Origin of the sequence: Xanthomonas arboricola pv. guizotiae, assembly GCF_002940205.1 — a bacterium.
Taxonomy (GTDB): Bacteria; Pseudomonadota; Gammaproteobacteria; order Xanthomonadales; family Xanthomonadaceae; genus Xanthomonas; species Xanthomonas arboricola_C.
Genome location: NZ_MDSK01000001.1, coordinates 94,752 through 114,652 on the forward strand (window position 1 = coordinate 94,752; position 19,901 = coordinate 114,652).

The 19,901-nt window shown below is 62.3% G+C and carries 17 protein-coding genes; all 17 read right to left on the bottom strand.

Annotation, left to right across the window (positions count from 1 at the left end; translation table 11 throughout):
• Nucleotides 1–2: 2 nt before the first annotated feature.
• Nucleotides 3–338 carry a 50S ribosomal protein L22 gene (gene rplV / locus XarbCFBP7408_RS00535; RefSeq protein ID WP_002811686.1) on the bottom strand — a complete coding sequence of 112 codons (336 nt, stop codon included), beginning with the start codon at nt 336–338 and terminating at the stop codon, nt 3–5.
• A 12-nt stretch (nt 339–350) separates the two neighbouring features.
• Nucleotides 351–620: a 30S ribosomal protein S19 gene (gene rpsS / locus XarbCFBP7408_RS00540; RefSeq protein WP_005993369.1), complete on the bottom strand. Its 270-nt coding sequence runs from the start codon at nt 618–620 to the stop codon at nt 351–353.
• A gap of 6 nt (nt 621–626) precedes the next feature.
• Nucleotides 627–1,454: a 50S ribosomal protein L2 gene (rplB, locus tag XarbCFBP7408_RS00545; protein ID WP_003486715.1), complete on the bottom strand. Its 828-nt coding sequence runs from the start codon at nt 1,452–1,454 to the stop codon at nt 627–629.
• A gap of 10 nt (nt 1,455–1,464) precedes the next feature.
• The gene (rplW, locus tag XarbCFBP7408_RS00550; protein WP_002811694.1) at nt 1,465–1,764 is read right to left on the bottom strand and encodes a 50S ribosomal protein L23; all 300 of its coding nucleotides are present in this window, start codon (nt 1,762–1,764) and stop codon (nt 1,465–1,467) included.
• The gene (gene rplD, locus XarbCFBP7408_RS00555) at nt 1,761–2,366 is read right to left on the bottom strand and encodes a 50S ribosomal protein L4 (RefSeq protein ID WP_010371054.1); all 606 of its coding nucleotides are present in this window, start codon (nt 2,364–2,366) and stop codon (nt 1,761–1,763) included. Before rplD ends, rplW begins: the two co-directional genes overlap by 4 nt.
• 12 nt (nt 2,367–2,378) lie before the next feature.
• Complete coding sequence (rplC, locus tag XarbCFBP7408_RS00560; protein WP_104560426.1) at nt 2,379–3,029, bottom strand: 50S ribosomal protein L3; 651 nt, start codon at nt 3,027–3,029, stop codon at nt 2,379–2,381.
• Nucleotides 3,030–3,040: 11 nt separating this feature from the next.
• The gene (gene rpsJ, locus XarbCFBP7408_RS00565) at nt 3,041–3,352 is read right to left on the bottom strand and encodes a 30S ribosomal protein S10 (RefSeq protein ID WP_003486723.1); all 312 of its coding nucleotides are present in this window, start codon (nt 3,350–3,352) and stop codon (nt 3,041–3,043) included.
• A gap of 466 nt (nt 3,353–3,818) precedes the next feature.
• Nucleotides 3,819–5,009 carry an elongation factor Tu gene (tuf, locus tag XarbCFBP7408_RS00570; protein WP_104560428.1) on the bottom strand — a complete coding sequence of 397 codons (1,191 nt, stop codon included), beginning with the start codon at nt 5,007–5,009 and terminating at the stop codon, nt 3,819–3,821.
• Nucleotides 5,010–5,057: 48 nt separating this feature from the next.
• Nucleotides 5,058–7,175 (bottom strand): elongation factor G, encoded by a 2,118-nt coding sequence (gene fusA, locus XarbCFBP7408_RS00575; RefSeq protein ID WP_046345811.1) that lies wholly within the window; start codon nt 7,173–7,175, stop codon nt 5,058–5,060.
• Nucleotides 7,176–7,312: 137 nt separating this feature from the next.
• Nucleotides 7,313–7,780, bottom strand: a complete 468-nt coding sequence (rpsG, locus tag XarbCFBP7408_RS00580; protein ID WP_005993356.1) for a 30S ribosomal protein S7 — start codon at nt 7,778–7,780, stop codon at nt 7,313–7,315.
• A 12-nt stretch (nt 7,781–7,792) separates the two neighbouring features.
• Nucleotides 7,793–8,167: a 30S ribosomal protein S12 gene (gene rpsL / locus XarbCFBP7408_RS00585; RefSeq protein ID WP_002811712.1), complete on the bottom strand. Its 375-nt coding sequence runs from the start codon at nt 8,165–8,167 to the stop codon at nt 7,793–7,795.
• 221 nt (nt 8,168–8,388) lie between these two features.
• A complete protein-coding gene (rpoC, locus tag XarbCFBP7408_RS00590) occupies nt 8,389–12,603 on the bottom strand; it encodes a DNA-directed RNA polymerase subunit beta' (protein WP_104560430.1) in 4,215 nt (1,404 codons plus the stop codon).
• Nucleotides 12,604–12,703: 100 nt separating this feature from the next.
• A complete protein-coding gene (gene rpoB, locus XarbCFBP7408_RS00595; RefSeq protein ID WP_104560432.1) occupies nt 12,704–16,855 on the bottom strand; it encodes a DNA-directed RNA polymerase subunit beta in 4,152 nt (1,383 codons plus the stop codon).
• A 295-nt stretch (nt 16,856–17,150) separates the two neighbouring features.
• Entirely contained in the window at nt 17,151–17,516 is a 366-nt protein-coding gene (gene rplL / locus XarbCFBP7408_RS00600; RefSeq protein WP_104560434.1) for a 50S ribosomal protein L7/L12, read from the bottom strand.
• A gap of 54 nt (nt 17,517–17,570) precedes the next feature.
• Entirely contained in the window at nt 17,571–18,104 is a 534-nt protein-coding gene (gene rplJ / locus XarbCFBP7408_RS00605; protein ID WP_016900680.1) for a 50S ribosomal protein L10, read from the bottom strand.
• Nucleotides 18,105–18,650: 546 nt separating this feature from the next.
• Nucleotides 18,651–19,349, bottom strand: a complete 699-nt coding sequence (gene rplA, locus XarbCFBP7408_RS00610; protein WP_016900681.1) for a 50S ribosomal protein L1 — start codon at nt 19,347–19,349, stop codon at nt 18,651–18,653.
• A 3-nt stretch (nt 19,350–19,352) separates the two neighbouring features.
• Nucleotides 19,353–19,781 (bottom strand): 50S ribosomal protein L11, encoded by a 429-nt coding sequence (gene rplK / locus XarbCFBP7408_RS00615; RefSeq protein ID WP_046345810.1) that lies wholly within the window; start codon nt 19,779–19,781, stop codon nt 19,353–19,355.
• Nucleotides 19,782–19,901: the final 120 nt, after the last annotated feature.

The window sequence follows — 19,901 nt, forward strand, 5'->3', positions numbered from 1 at the left end:
GCTTACTTGGCGGCGCCGACAATCACAGTGATGTGACTGGTGCGCTTGAGGATGCGGGTACCGCGGCCTTTCGCCCGCGCCATGAAACGCTTCAGGGAGGGACCTTCATCAACCATGATGGTCTTGACCTTCAGCTCGTCGACATCCGCGCCCTGATTGTTCTCGGCATTGGCAATAGCCGACTCCACAACCTTTTTGATCAGGTGTGCAGCCTTCTTGTCCGAGAACTTCAGCAGATTGACCGCACGCTCGGCGGACAAACCACGCACCTGGTCAGCGACCAGGCGGGCCTTCTGCGGGGAGATGCGCGCGGTGCGCAGGATTGCTTTCGCTTCCATCGTCATCTCTCCTTACCTGCTCGACTTCTTGTCGCCACCGTGACCCTTGAAGGTCCGGGTGACGGCAAATTCGCCGAGCTTGTGGCCGACCATATTCTCGTTGACGAGCACCGGAATGTGGTTCTTGCCGTTATGCACGGCGATGGTGATGCCTACCATTTCCGGCAGGATCATCGAACGGCGCGACCAGGTCTTGATCGGCTTCTTGCTACCCGCAGCGGACTCCACCTTCTTTGCAAGGTGGTGATCGACGAACGGGCCCTTCTTGAGTGAACGTGCCATGGTCGATTAGCCCCTACGATCGCGGACGATGAATTGCTGGGTGCGCTTGTTCTTGCGCGTCTTGTAACCCTTGGTCGGAACACCCCACGGGGTGACCGGATGCGGATTACCCTGGCCAGCCTTGGCCTCACCACCACCGTGCGGGTGATCGACCGGGTTCATCGCCGCACCGCGAACGGTCGGACGAACGCCGCGCCAGCGCTTGGCGCCAGCCTTGCCCAGCTTCTCGAGGTTGTGCTCGTCGTTGCCGACTTCGCCGATGGTGGCGCGGCACTCGACCGGCACCTTGCGCATTTCGCCCGAGCGCAGACGCAGCGTGGCATAGATGCCTTCGCGAGCGACCAGCTGGACGGCTGCACCGGCAGCACGTGCGATCTGAGCGCCCTTACCCGGCTTCAGCTCGATACCGTGGACCGTCGTACCGACCGGGATGTTGCGCAGCGGCAGCGTGTTGCCGGTCTTGATCGGTGCGTTGGCACCGGCAATGACCTGGTCGCCAGCCTTCAGGCCCTTGGGGGCGATGATGTAGCGGCGCTCGCCGTCGACGTAGCACAGCAGGGCGATATGAGCGGTACGGTTCGGATCGTATTCGATCCGCTCCACACGCGCCGGAATGCCTTCCTTGTTGCGCTTGAAGTCGATGATGCGGTAGTGCTGCTTGTGACCACCACCGACGTGACGCACGGTGATGCGGCCATGGTGGTTACGACCACCGGACTTGCTCTGCGAGTCGAGCAGCGCCGCGTGCGGTGCGCCCTTGTGCAGATCAGGGGTGACCACGCGCACGGCGGAACGACGGCCGGGAGAGGTGGGTTTGAACTTCATCAATGGCATGGGATGGACCTCAGGCCTTGGCCGTTACGTCGATGGACTGACCATCAACCAGGCGGACGTACGCCTTGCGCCAATTGCCACGGCTGCCAGCACGGTTACGGAAGGACTTGCTCTTGCCCTTGACGTTGACCACGTTGACCGCTTTGACCTTGACGTCGAACAGCTGCTCAACCGCGGCCTTTACATCGGCCTTGGTGGCTTCGTTCGAAACTTCGAAGACATACTGGTTGGAGATTTCCTGCAGGCGCGCGGTCTTTTCGGAGACTCGCGGAGCACGCAGCACGCTGAAGATTTTTTCGTTGCTGCTCATGCCAGCCACTCCTCGACCTTCTTGACCGCATCGGCGGTGATCACGACCGTATCGGCCCCGACCAGAGCGACCGGATCCAGACCCTGCACATCACGCACCTGCACATACGGCAGATTGCGGGCGGACAGATACAGGTGCTCGGAGGCTTCCTCGGTGACGATCAGCGGGCGCTTGCCCACATCCAGTCCCTTGAGCTTTTCGATCAGGCCCTTGGTCTTGGTCGCTTCGAGGTCGAACGCGTCGACGATCATCAGACGGCCCTGACGGTTCAGCTCGGAGAAGATCGCGCAGATGGCCGCACGGTACATCTTGCGGTTGACCTTCTGCTCGAAGCTGCGCGGCTTGGCCGCGAAGGTCACGCCGCCGCCGACGAAGATCGGAGCCGTCAGCGCGCCATGACGCGCACCGCCGCCCTTCTGCTTCTTCGACTTCTTGGTCGTGCCCGCAACTTCCGAACGCGTCTTCTGTGCCTTGGTACCGGCGCGACCGGCGTTGCGATAAGCGACGACGACCTGGTGGACCAGATCTTCGCTGAATTCGCGACCGAACACGGCATCGGAGACCGAGACCTTGTTGTTGCTACCCGTGATAACGAGTTCCATCGTCATCTCTCCTTATGCCTTGCTCGCCGGACGGACGATCACGTCGCCACCAGCTGCGCCAGGCACGGCGCCGCGGATAGCAATCAGACCACGCTCGACGTCGACCTTGACCACTTCCAGGTTCTGCGTGCTTTGCTGCACGGCGCCCATGTGGCCCGACATCTTCTTACCCGGGAAAACGCGACCCGGGGTCTGGCGCTGACCCAACGAACCCGGCGCGCGATGCGACAGCGAGTTACCGTGAGTTGCATCGCCCATACGGAAGTTGTAGCGCTTGATGGTGCCCTGGAAACCCTTACCCTTGGTGACGCCCTGGACGTCGACCTTCTGGCCGATGGCGAAGATGTCCGCCTTGATTTCGCCGCCGACGGCGAAATCGCCGAGCTGCGCATCTTCAACGCGGAATTCCCACAGGCCGCGACCCGCTTCCACCTTCGCCTTGGCGAAGTGGCCAGCAGCCGGCTTGTTGACCAGTGCGGCGCGACGCGCGCCAACGGTAATCTGCACTGCGCTGTAACCGTCGGTTTCAACGGTCTTGATCTGCGCGATGCGGTTCGGAGTTGCTTCGATCAGCGTAACCGGCACCGAGCGGCCGTCTTCAGTGAAGACGCGGCTCATGCCAGCCTTGCGGCCCACGAAGCCCAACGAATATTTCTTCGTCATGGTCGTAGTCCTCAGGTCAACTTGATCTGTACGTCGACGCCAGCCGCGAGTTCGAGCTTCATCAGCGCGTCCACGGTCTTGTCGTTCGGGTCGACGATATCGAGCACACGCTTGTGCGTGCGGGTTTCGTACTGGTCACGCGCATCCTTGTCGGCATGCGGGGATACGAGGATGGTGTAACGTTCGATCTTGGTCGGCAACGGAATCGGGCCACGCACTTGCGCGCCGGTCCGCTTAGCCGTTTCGACGATCTCGCTGGCCGAACGGTCGATCAAACGATGATCGAACGCCTTCAGCCGAATCCGGATCTTTTGTTCCGACATGACGGAAGCTTCCTTCGTTAAAAGAGCGACGGGCAAGGCCTCTGGGATACCTGCCCCGATATTCCTGACGTAAATGAAATCGCCGCGCGTCCTGCTGGCGAGGGCATTTCCTCCGCCCAAAAACTGAAGCAGACCGGTAAACCGGCCTGCCCAGACGGAAAAGTATAGTGCGCAACAAGAGCACGGTCAACAACACGTGAGTTGTTGAGTGCTCCATGCAACGCGACCTTCCCGGTCTGGCGAACACGAGCGGCATCCTGCCGTTCTTTTCGCTGTAACTCAGCGCCCTACCCAGGGACACCGAGCCGCGCATTATAGCGATGGACTTTTACCTGTGCAAGCGCCCTGGTCCGTCAATACGCCCCCGCAAGCACATCCCCCCGACCTGGCGCACAAAAAAAGGGCCGGCTTGCGCCGACCCTCCCTTTTGCAGATCCAGCGACTGAAAGCCGCCGGGCTGCAGGACTTACTTGATGATCTTGGCAACCACGCCGGCGCCGACGGTACGACCGCCTTCACGGATGGCGAAGCGCAGACCTTCGTCCATCGCGACCGGGTTGATCAGGGTCACGACCATCTTCACGTTGTCGCCCGGCATGACCATCTCCACGCCTTCCGGCAGCTGGCAGGCGCCAGTGATGTCGGTGGTGCGGAAGTAGAACTGCGGACGGTAGCCCTTGAAGAACGGGGTATGACGGCCACCCTCGTCCTTGGACAGCACGTAGACTTCGGCCTCGAAGTCGGTGTGCGGCTTGATCGAACCCGGCTTGCACAGCACCTGGCCGCGCTCGACGTCGTCACGCTTGGTGCCGCGCAGCAGCAGACCGGCGTTGTCGCCTGCCTGACCCTGGTCCAGCAGCTTGCGGAACATTTCCACGCCGGTGACGGTGGTCTTCTGGGTGTCGCGGATGCCGACGATTTCGATTTCGTCGCCGACCTTGATGATGCCGCGCTCGATACGACCGGTCACCACGGTGCCGCGGCCGGAGATCGAGAACACGTCTTCGACCGGCATCAGGAACGGACGGTCGACGTCGCGGGTCGGCTCCGGAATGAACGAATCCAGCGCCTCGACCAGCTTCAGGATCGCCGGCACGCCGATGTCGCTCTGGTCACCGTCCAGCGCCAGACGCGCCGATCCGTGGATGATCGGGGTGTCATCGCCCGGGAAGTCATACTTGCTGAGCAGCTCGCGCACTTCCATCTCGACCAGCTCAAGCAGCTCGGCGTCGTCGACCATGTCGGCCTTGTTCAGGAACACCACGATGTGCGGCACACCGACCTGACGCGAGAGCAGGATGTGCTCACGGGTCTGCGGCATCGGGCCGTCAGCGGCCGAACACACCAGGATCGCGCCGTCCATCTGCGCCGCACCGGTGATCATGTTCTTGACGTAGTCGGCGTGGCCGGGGCAGTCGACGTGCGCGTAGTGACGGGTCGGGGATTCGTATTCGACGTGGGCGGTCGAAATCGTGATGCCGCGCGCCTTCTCTTCCGGCGCCGCGTCGATCGCGTCGTACGCCTTGAACTCGCCACCGAAACGCTCAGCACCGATCTTGGTCAGCGCGGCTGTCAACGTGGTCTTGCCATGGTCGACGTGACCGATGGTGCCGACGTTCACGTGCGGCTTGGTGCGCTCAAATTTCGCTTTTGCCATGACTAACTACCTCTAATTGAAAAATTTGTGAGAAGCGGCTGAGCGAACTCAGCCCTTCTTGGTGACGGCGTCGGCGATGTTGGCCGGTGCCTCTTCGTAGTGGTCGAATTCCATCGAGAACGTCGCGCGGCCCTGGCTCATCGAGCGCAGCGAGGTCGCATAGCCGAACATTTCACCCAGCGGTATCATCGCGTTGATGATCTTGCCCGACGGGCTGTCGTCCTGACCCTGCAGCACGCCACGACGGCGGCTCACGTCGCCCATCACGTCACCCAGGTAATCCTCCGGGCTGACGATTTCGACCTTCATGATCGGCTCCAGCAACACCGGGCTGGCTTTCGCAAAGCCCTGCTTGAACGCCATCGACGCGGCCAGCTTGAACGCCATTTCCGAAGAGTCGACGTCGTGGTACGAGCCGAACACCAGCTTGACCTTCACGCCCACCACCGGGAAGCCAGCGATCGGACCACTGGTGATCGTCTCGCGCAGACCCTTTTCGACCGAGGGGATGAATTCCTTCGGAATGATGCCGCCGGTGATGTCGTTGATGAAGAGGAAATCGTCCTTGACGTTGTCGCTCTTGCGATCTTCCTCGGTCATCGGCGACAGCTCGATCACCACGTGACCGTACTGACCCTTACCACCGGACTGCTTGGCGTGCTTGTAGTCGGACTTGACGTCGGACTTGCGGATGGTTTCGCGGTAGGCCACCTGCGGCTTGCCGACGTTGGCCTCGACGTTGAACTCGCGACGCATGCGGTCGACGATGATGTCCAGGTGCAACTCGCCCATGCCCGAGATGATGGTCTGGCCGGATTCCTCGTCGGTCTTGACGCGGAACGAGGGATCTTCCTGCGCCAGACGGCCCAGGGCCATGCCCATCTTTTCCTGGTCCGACTTGGTCTTGGGCTCCACCGCCATCGAGATCACCGGCTCCGGGAACACCATGCGCTCCAGGGTGATGACCTTGTCCTGCGCACACAGCGTGTCGCCGGTGGTGACGTCCTTCAGACCCACGGCAGCGGCGATGTCGCCAGCGCGCACTTCCTTGATCTCTTCGCGATTGTTGGAGTGCATCTGCAGGATGCGGCCCACGCGCTCTTTCTTCGACTTGACCGGGTTGTAGACCTGGTCGCCGGAGTTCAACGTGCCCGAGTAGACACGGAAGAACGTCAGCGAGCCCACGAACGGGTCGGTCATGATCTTGAACGCCAGCGCCGAGAACGGCGCGGTATCGGTGGCCGGACGGGTGTCTTCCTTCTCGTCCTCATCGATACCCTGGACAGGCGGACGGTCGGCCGGCGACGGCAGCAGGTGCACGACGCCGTCGAGCATGGCCTGCACACCCTTGTTCTTGAACGCCGAACCGCAGAACACCGGCACGATTTCCACCTTCAGGGTGCGCTCGCGCAGACCCACCAGGATCTCCTCTTCGCTCAGGTCGCCTTCGTTGAGGTACTTGTCCATCAGGTCTTCGCTGGCTTCTGCAGCCGCCTCGACCATGAACGAACGCGCCTCGGTCGCGATCTCGACCAGATCGGCCGGGATGTCGCGGTATTCGAAGGTGGTGCCCTGCGATGCGGTATCCCAATGGATCGCCTTCATCTTGAGCAGGTCGACCACGCCCTCGAAGCCGTCTTCGGCGCCGATCGGCACCTGCATCGGCACGGCGTAGGCACCCAGACGGGCCTTCAGCTGCTCGACGACCTTGTCGAAGTTGGCACCGGTACGGTCCATCTTGTTGACGAAGGCCATGCGCGGCACCGAGTACTTGTTGGCCTGGCGCCACACGGTCTCGGACTGCGGCTGCACGCCACCGACGGCACACAACACGAACACCGCACCGTCGAGCACGCGCAAGGAGCGCTCCACTTCGATGGTGAAGTCAACGTGCCCGGGGGTGTCGATGATGTTGAAGCGGTGCTGCGGCATGGACTTGTCCATGCCCGACCAGAACGCAGTGGTCGCAGCAGAGGTGATGGTGATACCACGCTCCTGCTCCTGCTCCATCCAGTCCATCACTGCAGCGCCGTCATGGACTTCGCCGATCTTGTGACTGACACCGGTGTAGAACAGGATGCGCTCGGAAGTGGTGGTCTTGCCGGCATCGATGTGGGCCATGATGCCGAAGTTGCGGTAACGCTCGATAGGGGTGGTGCGGGCCACGGGGAGCCTCTCAATTTCTTGGATTTCGGATGGCCGAACGCCGCCTTTCGGCGGCCTTCGGATTGAATGCGACGCGTAACGCGTCGCAAACAGCACTCAGATGGTGCTGAAGGGCCCCGTTACCAAGGCCCACGAGGTCACCAGCGGTAATGTGCGAACGCCTTGTTCGCCTCCGCCATACGGTGCGTCTCTTCGCGCTTCTTGATCGCGCCGCCGCGGCTTTCCGAGGCGTCCAACAGTTCTGCAGCCAGCTTGCGCGGCATGGTGTTCTCGCCACGCTTGCGCGCGGAGTCGATCAACCAGCGCATTGCCAGCGCCATGCGACGGGAGGAGCGCACTTCGACGGGCACCTGATAGGTAGCACCACCGACGCGACGCGATTTGACTTCGACAGCCGGGGCCACGTTGTCCAGTGCTTTCTGCACCAGCTCGACGGCATTCGGATTCTTTTCGCCAATGACGTCCATTGCGCCATAGACAATTTTCTCAGCAACCGACTTCTTGCCACTTTGCATCACCATATTGATGAAGCGGGCAATGGTTTCGCTGCCATGCTTTGGATCAGGCAGGACGGTGCGCTGCGGAGTAGAACCTTTACGGGACATTGGAGTGTTTCCTTAGCTCTTCGGGCGCTTGGCGCCGTACTTGGAACGACCTTGACGGCGCTTTGCGACGCCGGCGGCGTCCAGCGAACCACGGACGGTGTGATAACGCACACCGGGAAGATCCTTGACGCGGCCACCACGAATCAGGACCACGGAGTGCTCCTGCAGGTTGTGGCCTTCACCACCGATGTAGCTGATGACCTCTTCCTGGTTCGTCAGGCGCACTTTGGCAACCTTACGCAGGGCCGAGTTCGGCTTCTTCGGGGTAGTGGTATAGACGCGTGTGCAGACGCCACGGCGCTGCGGACACTTGTCCAGTGCCGGGGAGGCACTCTTGTAGGTGGTCGCTTGCCGAGGCTTGCGGACCAGCTGATTGATCGTCGTCATCAGTTGATTCTTCTGATTGAGAGGCCGAGACGGCCTTGCACGAAAACGAAGGCAGGCCGAAAAACGGCCCGCCGAGACAGGGAAGTATAGCTGGCAGGACGAAACTCCGTCAACTTCACGGAATTCTAACCCTGCTGGCCCATCCAGGGCCGGAAAACGGAGGGCCTCCTGCCCTCCTTTTCGCTTGGCTTACGGCGGTCTTGCGACCGCCGTCGGAGCGCTTACTCCTCGTCCGCGCCAGCGTCGGCCACGGCTGCGACCGGTTCGGCCACCGTCGGCTTGCCCGACAGCGTTTCCATTTCCGAGTCGGTCAGACCCGACGACTTGCGACGTCCGGCGTGATACGCCAGACCGGTACCGGCCGGGATCAGACGACCCACGATCACGTTTTCCTTCAGACCGCGCAGGTTGTCGCGGGTGCCGCGGACGGCCGCCTCGGTCAACACGCGGGTGGTCTCCTGGAACGATGCCGCCGAGATGAACGACTCGGTGGCAAGCGACGCCTTGGTGATACCCAGCAGCACCGGATCGTACCTGGCCGGCAGTTCGTTGCGCTTGACCAGGCGGGCATTTTCCTCGATGACGCGCTGGCGCTCGACCTGCTCGCCGTTGAGGAACTTGCTGGTGCCCTGGTCGGTGATCTCGACCTTGCGCAGCATCTGGCGCGTGATCACCTCGATGTGCTTGTCGTTGATCTTCACGCCCTGCAGGCGGTACACGTCCTGGATTTCCTTGACCAGATACGCAGCCAGCGGTTCGACGCCCAGCAGACGCAGGATGTCCTGCGGGCTCGGCTCGCCGTCCACCACGGTCTCGCCCTTGGTCACGTGCTCGCCTTCGAACACGATGATCTGGCGGTACTTCGGGATCAGCTCTTCGTGTTCCGAACCATCGGTGTCCTTGATGATCAGGCGCTGCTTGCCCTTGGTGTCCTTACCGAAGCTGATGATGCCCGAGCGCTCGGCCAGGATCGCCGGATCCTTAGGCTTGCGTGCTTCGAACAGGTCGGCAACGCGCGGCAGACCACCGGTGATGTCGCGGGTCTTGGACGCTTCCTGCGGGATCTTGGCAACCACGTCGCCCACGCCGACGGCGGCGCCGTCCTGCAGGTTGACAATGGAGCGCGGCGGCAACAGGTACTGGGCCGGCAGATCCGTATTCGGAATCGTCAGGTCGTTGCCCTTGCCATCGACGATGCGCACGATCGGGCGCAGTTCCTTGGCATGCGCACCGCGACGCTTCGGGTCGGTGATTTCGCGCGAGGCCAGACCGGTCAGTTCGTCGGTCTTCTCGATGACGGTAACGCCGTCGACGAAGTCGATGAAGCGGATGAAGCCAGCCACTTCCGACACGATCGGGTGGTTATGCGGATCCCAGTTCGCAACGCTCTGCCCGGCCTTGACCGCATCACCGTCCTTGGCGGTGATGGTGGCACCGTACGGCAGCTTGTAACGCTCGCGCTCGCGGCCATGGCCGTCGAGCACGGACAGTTCGCCCGAACGCGAGACCGCGACCAACGCGCCGCTGGCATGCGCCACCGACTTGAGGTTGTTGAACTTCACCGAACCGGTGGTCTTGACGGTGATGTTGTCCACCGCCGCCGCACGCGATGCCGCACCACCGATGTGGAACGTACGCATGGTCAGCTGGGTACCGGGCTCACCGATCGACTGGGCGGCGATGACGCCGACCGCTTCACCGATGTTGACCTGGTGACCACGTGCGAGATCGCGACCGTAGCAACGTGCGCACACGCCGAACGAGGACTCGCAGCTGATGGTCGAACGCACCTTCACCGACTGCACGCTGGCGTCTTCCAGCTTGGCAACCCAGGCTTCGTCCAGCAGCGTGTTACGGGTGACGATCGGCTCTTCGTCGTTGCCCGGCAGGTAGACATCCTCGGCCACCACACGGCCCAGCACGCGCTCCCTCAACGGTTCCACCACGTCGCCGCCTTCCACGATCGGGGTCATGATCAACCCTTCGGTGGTGCCGCAATCGACTTCGGTGATCACCACGTCCTGCGCCACGTCGACCAGACGACGGGTCAGATAACCCGAGTTCGCGGTCTTGAGCGCGGTATCGGCCAGACCCTTACGGGCACCGTGGGTGGAGTTGAAGTACTCCTGCACGTTCAGGCCTTCGCGGAAGTTCGCCTTGATCGGCGTCTCGATGATCGAGCCGTCCGGACGCGCCATCAGGCCGCGCATGCCGGCCAGCTGACGGATCTGCGCCTGGCTACCACGCGCACCGGAGTCGGCCATGATGTACAGCGAGTTCATCGACTTCTGGTCGATGGTCTCGCCCTTGGCGTTTTCGACCTTCTCGGTACCGATGGTGTCCATCATCGCCTTGGCGATGCGCTCGCTGGTACGCGACCAGATGTCCACGACCTTGTTGTAGCGCTCGCCGGCGGTGACCAGACCGGACTGGTACTGCTCCTGGATTTCCAGCACTTCGGCTTCGGCCTCGGTGAGGATGCCCTTCTTCTCGTCCGGGATCAGCATGTCGTCGATGCCGATCGACACGCCTGCGCGGGTGGCGTAGGCATAGCCGGTGTACATCAGCTTGTCGGCGAACACGACGGTGTCCTTCAAGCCCAGCAGACGGTAGCTGGAGTTGATCAGACGCGAGATGTTCTTCTTGGTCATCTCGGTGTTGGCCAGCTGGAACGGCAGGCCTTCGGGCAGGATTTCGCTCAGCAGGGCACGACCGACCGTGGTGTCCACGATCGAGGTGCCGCTGCTGCGCTTGCCGTCGGCTTCCACGTCCACCTGGGTGATGCGGACCTTGACTTTGGCGTGCAGTTCGACCACGCGGTTGTCGTAGGCGCGCTTCACTTCGCTGGTGTTGGCGAACACCATGCCCTCGCCCTTCTTGTTCTCCAGGGCGCGGCTCATGTAGTACAGGCCCAACACCACGTCCTGCGACGGCACGATGATCGGCTCGCCGTTGGCCGGCGACAGGATGTTGTTGGTGGACATCATCAGCGCACGCGCTTCCAGCTGGGCTTCCAGTGAAAGCGGCACGTGGACGGCCATCTGGTCACCGTCGAAGTCGGCGTTGAATGCAGTACACACCAGCGGATGCAGCTGGATGGCCTTGCCTTCGATCAACACCGGTTCGAACGCCTGGATGCCCAGACGGTGCAGGGTCGGCGCACGGTTCAGCAACACCGGATGCTCGCGGATCACTTCTTCCAGGATGTCCCAGACTTCGGCTTCTTCGCGCTCGACCAGCTTCTTGGCCGCCTTGATGGTGGTGGCCAGGCCGCGACGCTGCAGCTTGGCGAACACGAACGGCTTGAACAGCTCCAGCGCCATCTTCTTCGGCAGGCCGCACTGGTGCAGCTTGAGGTACGGACCGACGGTGATGACCGAACGACCGGAGTAGTCCACGCGCTTGCCGAGCAGGTTCTGACGGAACCGGCCCTGCTTGCCCTTGATCATGTCGGCCAGCGACTTCAGCGGACGCTTGTTGGTGCCGGTGATGGCACGGCCGCGACGACCGTTGTCCAGCAGCGCATCGACCGATTCCTGCAGCATGCGCTTTTCGTTGCGCACGATGATGTCCGGCGCATTGAGCTCGAGCAGGCGACGCAGACGGTTGTTGCGGTTGATCACGCGACGGTACAGATCGTTCAGATCCGAGGTCGCGAAGCGGCCGCCATCCAGCGGCACCAGCGGACGCAGATCCGGCGGCAGCACCGGCAGCACGGTCATGACCATCCACTCCGGACGGTTGCCCGATTCCAGGAAGGCTTCGATCAGCTTGATGCGCTTGGTCAAACGCTTGAGCTTGGTTTCCGAACCGGTGCTGGCGATTTCTTCGCGCAGGCGGGTCATTTCCGACTGCAGGTCAATCGTGCGCAGCAGCTCGTACACGGCCTCGGCGCCCATGGCGGCGTCGAAGTCGTCGTTGTACTCCTGGCGTGCGGTCAGGTACTGCTCTTCGGTCAGCAGCTGGCGGCGCTCGAGCGGGGTCAGGCCCGGCTCGGTGACCACGTAGGCTTCGAAGTACAGCACGCGCTCGATGTCACGCAGGGTCATGTCCAGCATCAAACCGATGCGCGAGGGCAGCGACTTGAGGAACCAGATGTGCGCGACCGGCGAGGCCAGATCGATGTGACCCATGCGCTCGCGGCGCACCTTGGCCAGGGTGACTTCGGTGCCGCACTTTTCGCAGACCACACCGCGGTGCTTCATGCGCTTGTACTTGCCGCACAGGCACTCGTAGTCCTTGATCGGTCCGAAGATGGCGGCGCAGAACAGGCCGTCACGCTCGGGCTTGAAGGTCCGGTAGTTGATGGTTTCGGGCTTCTTCACTTCGCCGTAGGACCACGAACGGATCAGGTCCGGCGATGCCAGCGCGATCTTGATCGCGTCAAAATCCAGCGTCTGGCGCTGTTGATTGAAGAGGTTGAGCAGGTCTTTCATTTGATATCTCCGGGTCGGAGGAATTTCGTAGCTGAGATGAAACCGAGGGCCTTGCGTTCCGGATCCCGGCACCGCATCGCGGCGCCGGGATCCGGCTCGATCACTCTTCCAGTTCCATGTTGATCGCCAGCGAGCGGATTTCCTTCACCAACACGTTGAAGGATTCCGGCATGCCCGCGACCATCTCGTGCTCACCATCGACGATGTTCTTGTACATCTGGTTGCGGCCCTGCACGTCGTCGGACTTCACCGTCAGCATTTCCTGCAGGGTGTAGGCCGCGCCGTAGGCTTCCAGCGCCCAGACTTCCATTTCGCCGAAGCGCTGACCGCCGAACTGCGCCTTGCCGCCCAGCGGCTGCTGGGTGACGAGCGAGTACGGACCGGTCGAGCGCGCATGCATCTTGTCGTCGACCAGGTGGTTCAACTTCAGGTAGTGCATGTAACCGACCGTGGTCTTGCGATCGAACGCTTCGCCGGTACGACCGTCGTACAGCTGGGTCTGACCGCTCTGCGGCAGTTCGGCCAGTTCCAGCATGCGCTTGATTTCCGCTTCGCTGGCGCCGTCGAACACCGGGGTGGCCATCGGCACACCATCGACCAGGTTCTTGCCCAGGTTGAGCAATTCCTCATCGCTGAACTGCGACAGATCCACACGCTGCGCATTGATCGCGTTGTCGTGGTTGTAGATATCGTCCAGGAACTTGCGCAGTTCGCTGACCGCCGCCTGGGCTTCCAGCATGCGCTGGATCTTGCGACCCAGGCCCTTGGCGGCCCAGCCCAGATGCACTTCCAGAATCTGGCCGATATTCATACGCGACGGCACGCCGAGCGGGTTCAGCACGATGTCGACCGGCTCGCCGGTGGCCATGTACGGCATGTCTTCCACGGGCACCACGTTGGAGACCACACCCTTGTTGCCGTGACGGCCTGCCATCTTGTCGCCCGGCTGGATGCGGCGCTTCACGGCCAGGAACACCTTGACCATCTTCAGCACGCCCGGTGCGAGGTCATCGCCCTGGGTGATCTTGCCGCGCTTGTCGGCGAAGCGTGCCTCGAATTCCTTTTCGTGCGCCTGGATCTGCTTCTGCGCACGCTCGATGGCGTCGGCAGCGTCTTCGTCCTTCATGCGCAGTTGGAACCAGTCGGACTTCTTCAGGCCGTCCAGGTACGCGTCGGTGACGTTGTCGCCCTTCTTCAGGTTCGGACCACCGTTGGCAACCTTGCCCACGATCTGCGAGCGCAGGCGTGCGTAGATGGCCGCTTCCAGGATGCGGAACTGGTCGTCGAAGTCCTTCTTGACGCGCTTGATTTCGGACTCTTCGATCTGACGCGCACGCTTGTCCTTCTCGATGCCGTCGCGGGTGAAGACCTGCACATCGATGACGGTACCGTCCATGCCCGGGGGCACGCGCAGCGAGCTGTCCTTCACGTCGGACGCCTTCTCACCGAAGATCGCACGCAGCAGCTTTTCTTCCGGGGTCAGCTGGCTCTCGCCCTTCGGCGTGACCTTGCCGACCATGATGTCGCCGGCGCGCACTTCCGCACCGATGTACACCACGCCGCTCTCGTCCAGACGGTTCAGGGCCTGCTCGGACACGTTCGGGATGTCGGCGGAGATTTCCTCCGGCCCCAGCTTGGTGTCGCGCGCAACGCAGGTCAGTTCTTCGATGTGGATCGTGGTGTAACGATCTTCTTCCACCACGCGCTCGGAGAGCAGGATGGAGTCTTCGAAGTTGTAGCCGTTCCACGGCATGAAGGCGATCAACATGTTCTGACCCAACGCCAGTTCACCGATGTCGGTGGACGGGCCGTCGGCCAGCACGTCGCCGCGCGCGATCACGTCGCCCACGTTCACCAGCGGACGCTGGTTGATGCAGGTGTTCTGGTTGGAGCGGGTGTACTTGATCAGGTTGTAGATATCCACGCCGGCATCGGTGCCGCCGCCGATTTCTGCCTCGTTGACCTTGACTACGATGCGGGCTGCGTCGATCTGCTCGATCACGCCACCACGCAGCGCATTCACGGTCACGCCCGAGTCGCGCGCAACCGCACGCTCGATGCCGGTACCGACCAGCGGCTTCTGCGAACGCAGCGTCGGCACGGCCTGGCGCTGCATGTTGGCGCCCATCAGTGCGCGGTTGGCGTCGTCGTGCTCCAGGAACGGCACCAGCGCCGCTGCGACCGACACGGTCTGCATCGGCGAGACGTCCATGAAGTGCACTTCAGCCGGCGGCTTGAGCAGCGACTCGCCCTGGAACCGGCACGGCACGAACTGCTCGGTGAGCATGTTCTTGGCATCGGTCAGCGCGTTCGCCTGGGCGATCACGTACTCGTTTTCCTCGATCGCCGACAGGTATTCGACGTCGTCGGAGACCTTGCCGTCCAGCACCTTGCGGTATGGCGTCTCGAGGAAGCCGTACTGGTTGGTGCGCGCGAACACGGCCAGCGAGTTGATCAGGCCGATGTTCGGGCCTTCCGGGGTTTCGATGGTGCAGACGCGGCCGTAATGGGTCGGATGCACGTCGCGCACTTCGAAGCCGGCGCGCTCGCGGGTCAGACCGCCCGGGCCCAGCGCGGAGACACGACGCTTGTGCGTGACTTCCGACAGCGGGTTGTTCTGGTCCATGAACTGCGACAGCTGCGAGGAACCGAAGAATTCCTTGATCGCCGCAGCCACCGGCTTGGCGTTGATCAGTTCCTGCGGGGTCAGACCCTCGGACTCGGCCATCGACAGGCGCTCCTTGACCGCGCGCTCGACGCGGACCAGGCCCACGCGGAACACGTTCTCGGCCATTTCGCCGACCGAACGCACGCGACGGTTGCCCAGGTGATCGATGTCATCGACCACACCGCGACCGTTGCGGATTTCGGTGAGCACCTTGATCACTTCCAGGATGTCGGAGGTATCGGTGTGCTCGGCCACCAGGCGCTTGGATTCTTCGTCGTTGCGCTCGGCAAAGTACTTCTTGTCGTACAGCACCGACTCGCCGAGCACGTCCTTGCGGCCGACGCGACGGTTGAACTTCATGCGGCCGACCGTGGACAGGTCGTAGCGCTCGAAGGTGAAGAACAGGTTGTGGAACAGGTTCTGCGCGGCTTCCTTGGTCGGCGGCTCGCCCGGACGCATCATGCGATAGATCTCGACCAGCGCTTCGAGCTGGGTCTTGGTCGGATCGATCCGCAGGGTGTTGGACAGGTATGGACCGCGGTCCAGATCGTTCACCCACAGGGTGCCGACCGCATCGACGCCGGCCTTGCGGAACGCTGCCAGCTGGTCTTCGGTGATCTCGTCGTTGGCATTGGCCAGCAGTTCGCCGGTGGAGCCATCGACCACGTCGTGCGACAGGATGCGGGTGAGCAGATAGTCGTCCGGCACGGCCAGCGCGGCGACGCCGGCGGCTTCGAGCTGCTTGACATGCCGGGCGGTGATGCGTTTACCCGCTTCCACGATGACCTTGTCGCCATCGGCCAGGTCGAAGTTCAGCGTTTCGCCACGCAGACGCTCCGGCACCAGCTCCAGCTGCACGCCTTCGTCAGGATTGATGTGGAAGGTATTGATCTCGAAGAACTCGGCCAGCATCTCTTCGTTGCTGTAGCCAAGCGCGCGCAGCAGGATCGACACCGGCAGCTTGCGGCGACGGTCGATACGGGTGAACAGCGCGTCCTTCGGGTCGAACTCGAAGTCCAGCCAGGAACCGCGGTACGGAATGATGCGGGCGCTGTACAGCAGCTTGCCCGAGCTGTGGGTCTTGCCACGGTCGTGGTCGAAGAACACACCCGGCGAACGGTGCAGCTGCGAGACGATGACGCGCTCGGTGCCGTTGACGATGAAGGTGCCGTTGTCGGTCATCAGCGGGATTTCGCCCAGATAGACCTCCTGCTCCTTCACGTACTTGATGGCCTTGGTCGACGACTCGCGGTCGTAGATCACCAGGCGCACGGTCACGCGCAGCGGCGCGCCATAGCTCATGCCGCGCTGACGGCATTCACGCTCGTCAAACACCGGCTGACCCAACTTGTAGCCCACGTATTCCAGCGCGGCATTGCCGCTGTAGCTGGAAATCGGGAACACCGACTTCAGTGCCGCGTGCAGACCAAGGTCCTTACGCTTGTTCGGCTCCACGTCTTCCTGCAGGAATTCGCGGTAGGAATCGACCTGGATGGCAAGCAGGAACGGCACTTCGAGAATCGAGCGCTGCTTGCCGAAGTCCTTGCGGATACGCTTTTTTTCGGTGAACGAATAAGACGTCATGAGTCTTCACCCTAGGCTGCGGGGGCCGCGTCGCGGCGGCCCTGAAATAACAAAAATTGTCAGTTGGAAGTCGCTGGTATTGCCGGCACCAGCACGCCTTCTCCCGCTACTTCCAACTACCAACTCGGTGAAGCGGAGATTGGGGATGACGAGATTGGGGATAGGCGAAGATTGCCTTCGAATCCCGAATGCCGACTCTCAAATCCCGGCTTTCCATCAACGGCCAAAGGCCGGGAGCTCTACGCTCCCAGCCTTCAGTGCATCACCGTGAAACGCTGGCGATGCAAGGGACTGCTTACTTGATTTCGACAGTCGCGCCAGCTTCGGTCAGTTCCTTCTTGATCTTCTCGGCTTCGTCCTTCGAAGCGCCTTCCTTCAGCATGCCACCGGCTTCGGTCAGGTCCTTGGCTTCCTTCAGACCCAGGCCGGTCACGGCACGGACGGCCTTGATGACGCCGACCTTGTTGGCGCCGCAGTTGACCAGCACCACGTTGAACTCGGTCTGCTCTTCGACCACGGCAGCCGGGCCAGCTGCAGCAGCAGCGACCGGAGCGGCGGCGGAGACGCCGAACTTTTCTTCGATGGCCTTGACCAGCTCCATCACTTCCATCAGGGACTTCTCGGCGATGGCGTCGACGATCTGTTCGTTGGTAAGGGACATTGTGATTACCTTTAAATGATTTTCTGGATTGGGGTTCTAGCGAACGCTAGGACATCAAGCTTCGGCAGTCTCGGCGACCGGCGCGGCGGCTTCGTCGCCACCACCTTGCTTGTCGCCCACGGCCTTGACGGCACGGGCAAACATGGCAGCCGGTTCGGACAGCACGCGGGCCAGCATGGCCAGGGCCTGATCGCGGGTCGGCAGCGAAGCCAACACGTCGACGTGGCCAGCCGGGAACAGTTCCCCGCCGATGGACACGACCTTGGCCTGCAACTTGTCGTTGCCCTTGGCGAATTCCTTGATCAGGCGACCGGCGGCGCCGGGCTCCTCCATCGAAAACGCATACAGCAAAGGACCGACCAGCTTGTCAGCGACGACAGCAAAATCGGTACCTTCAACGGCGCGCGCAGCCAGGGTGTTCTTGACAACCTTCAAGAACACACCGGTTTCGCGGGCCTGCTTGCGCATCGCGGTCATCTGGGAGACCGTGATGCCAGCGTATTCGGCGGCGATCAAGGAGTGAGCCTTGGCGGCGATGTCTGCCAGCTCGGCGACTACTTCTTGCTTCTGAGACAGATTGAGAGCCATTGCACTCCTCCGTTAAAGCCGGGATTGGAGATTGGTGATTCGGGATTCGCCAGAGCCGTGAAGCAGCCCCTGCAATCCTCAATGCCGAATCTCTCATCCCCGCTTCAAACTACTCCGCTCGCGGCTCCTGCCGGTTGCGGTCCAGGGCAGCCTCCTTCCTGGAAGCCGGGAACATCGACCGATGCTCCTTTGGTGGCCGTTCTAGACCTGGAGTGGGCTCGATCCGGGATGTCCCAGACGCGCGTAAACCAGAAAGCTCCAGAAGGGCGACACCATCTACGCCGGCCGGCTCTTGCGAACCCGATTAAGCGATCCCGCTGCATCGACGGCGACTCCTTGCCAGTGCGAGCATCCGTGCCCGTCGTCGATCTGCGCTGACCGCGCCTGCGGTCTTTGACGGCTACCGCCGGACATGCCGGCGATCGCCTTCAAAATGTCCGTTACCCCAAAGGAGGGAACGGACTCCCAGCACACGGTGACCCGGGCCGGAAAAACAATGCTGTACTACAGACGGGGTCAGGCCCGTGACAGGCCCGTCCCATCAACTCACTTCAGCGCAAGGCTGGACTGGTCGACCGTCACGCCAGGGCCCATCGTCGAGCTGACCGACACCTTCTGCAGGTAGGTCCCCTTCGAGGTGGCCGGCTTGGCCTTGATCAGGTCCAGCAGCAGCGCCTGCAGGTTCGACTTCAGCGCTTCGTCATCGAAGCTGGCCTTGCCGATGGTGCAGTGGATGATGCCGGCCTTGTCGGTGCGGTAACGCACCTGACCCGACTTGGCATTCTTGACCGCTTCGCCCGGATTGGCGGACACGGTGCCGACCTTCGGGTTCGGCATCAGGCCGCGCGGGCCCAGCAGGGTGCCGAGCTTACCGACGACGCGCATCGCGTCCGGGGTGGCGATGACCACGTCGTAGCTCAGATCGCCGGCCTGCATCTTCTCGGCCAGGTCGTCCATGCCCACCGCCTCGGCACCTGCGGCCAGGGCTTCGTCAGCCTTGGCACCGGCCGGTGCGAACACCGCAACGCGGACGCTCTTGCCGGTACCGGCCGGCAGCACGGTGGAACCGCGCACCTGCTGGTCGGATTTCTTGGCGTCCACGCCCAGGCGCACGGCGACGTCGATCGACTCGACGAACTTGGCCTTGGTCACGGTCTTCAGGATCTTGATTGCGTCTTCGAAGGCATAGGTCTTGCCCGGAACGACAGCGGCCGCAATGGCCTTAACGCGCTTGCTCTGTGCCATGTCTTAGCCCTCCACCGTCAAACCCATGCTGCGGGCAGAACCCGCAATCGTGCGCACCGCCGCTTCCAGCTCGGCCGCCGTCAGATCGGCTTCCTTGACCTTGGCGATCTCTTCCAGCTGCTTGCGCGTCACCTTGCCCACCTTGTCGGTGTTGGGGCGCTTGGAACCGGAGCTCACGCCTGCAGCCTTCTTGAGCAGCACGCTGGCCGGGGTGCTCTTGGTGATGAAGGTGAAGGTACGGTCGGAATACGCAGTGATGACCACCGGCGTCGGCAGACCCGGCTCCAGCTTGGACGTCGCTGCGTTGAACGCCTTGCAGAATTCCATGATGTTCAGACCGCGCTGACCCAGTGCAGGGCCGACCGGCGGCGCAGGATTGGCCTGACCGGCCTTGACCTGCAGCTTGATGTAAGCAGTTATCTTCTTTGCCATTTCGATACTCTCCGGGTGCTAGCGCCTGCTCGGCAGGCTCCCCATCGGACCGGGATTCACGCGTCCCGGCTTCACGTTTCTGACCACACGCAGATGGCTGCCATGCGGCAGCCATTGGTT

What these genes read in the sequence shown, in the direction of transcription:
- rplV (WP_002811686.1), bottom strand. Translation starts at nt 338, where the DNA reads ATGGAAGCGAAAGCAATCCTGCGCACCGCGCGCATCTCCCCGCAGAAG.
- rpsS (WP_005993369.1), bottom strand. Translation starts at nt 620, where the DNA reads ATGGCACGTTCACTCAAGAAGGGCCCGTTCGTCGATCACCACCTTGCA.
- rplB (WP_003486715.1), bottom strand. Translation starts at nt 1,454, where the DNA reads ATGCCATTGATGAAGTTCAAACCCACCTCTCCCGGCCGTCGTTCCGCC.
- rplW (WP_002811694.1), bottom strand. Translation starts at nt 1,764, where the DNA reads ATGAGCAGCAACGAAAAAATCTTCAGCGTGCTGCGTGCTCCGCGAGTC.
- rplD (WP_010371054.1), bottom strand. Translation starts at nt 2,366, where the DNA reads ATGGAACTCGTTATCACGGGTAGCAACAACAAGGTCTCGGTCTCCGAT.
- rplC (WP_104560426.1), bottom strand. Translation starts at nt 3,029, where the DNA reads ATGACGAAGAAATATTCGTTGGGCTTCGTGGGCCGCAAGGCTGGCATG.
- rpsJ (WP_003486723.1), bottom strand. Translation starts at nt 3,352, where the DNA reads ATGTCGGAACAAAAGATCCGGATTCGGCTGAAGGCGTTCGATCATCGT.
- tuf (WP_104560428.1), bottom strand. Translation starts at nt 5,009, where the DNA reads ATGGCAAAAGCGAAATTTGAGCGCACCAAGCCGCACGTGAACGTCGGC.
- rpsG (WP_005993356.1), bottom strand. Translation starts at nt 7,780, where the DNA reads ATGTCCCGTAAAGGTTCTACTCCGCAGCGCACCGTCCTGCCTGATCCA.
- rpsL (WP_002811712.1), bottom strand. Translation starts at nt 8,167, where the DNA reads ATGACGACGATCAATCAGCTGGTCCGCAAGCCTCGGCAAGCGACCACC.
- rpoC (WP_104560430.1), bottom strand. Translation starts at nt 12,603, where the DNA reads ATGAAAGACCTGCTCAACCTCTTCAATCAACAGCGCCAGACGCTGGAT.
- rpoB (WP_104560432.1), bottom strand. Translation starts at nt 16,855, where the DNA reads ATGACGTCTTATTCGTTCACCGAAAAAAAGCGTATCCGCAAGGACTTC.
- rplL (WP_104560434.1), bottom strand. Translation starts at nt 17,516, where the DNA reads ATGTCCCTTACCAACGAACAGATCGTCGACGCCATCGCCGAGAAGTCC.
- rplJ (WP_016900680.1), bottom strand. Translation starts at nt 18,104, where the DNA reads ATGGCTCTCAATCTGTCTCAGAAGCAAGAAGTAGTCGCCGAGCTGGCA.
- rplA (WP_016900681.1), bottom strand. Translation starts at nt 19,349, where the DNA reads ATGGCACAGAGCAAGCGCGTTAAGGCCATTGCGGCCGCTGTCGTTCCG.
- rplK (WP_046345810.1), bottom strand. Translation starts at nt 19,781, where the DNA reads ATGGCAAAGAAGATAACTGCTTACATCAAGCTGCAGGTCAAGGCCGGT.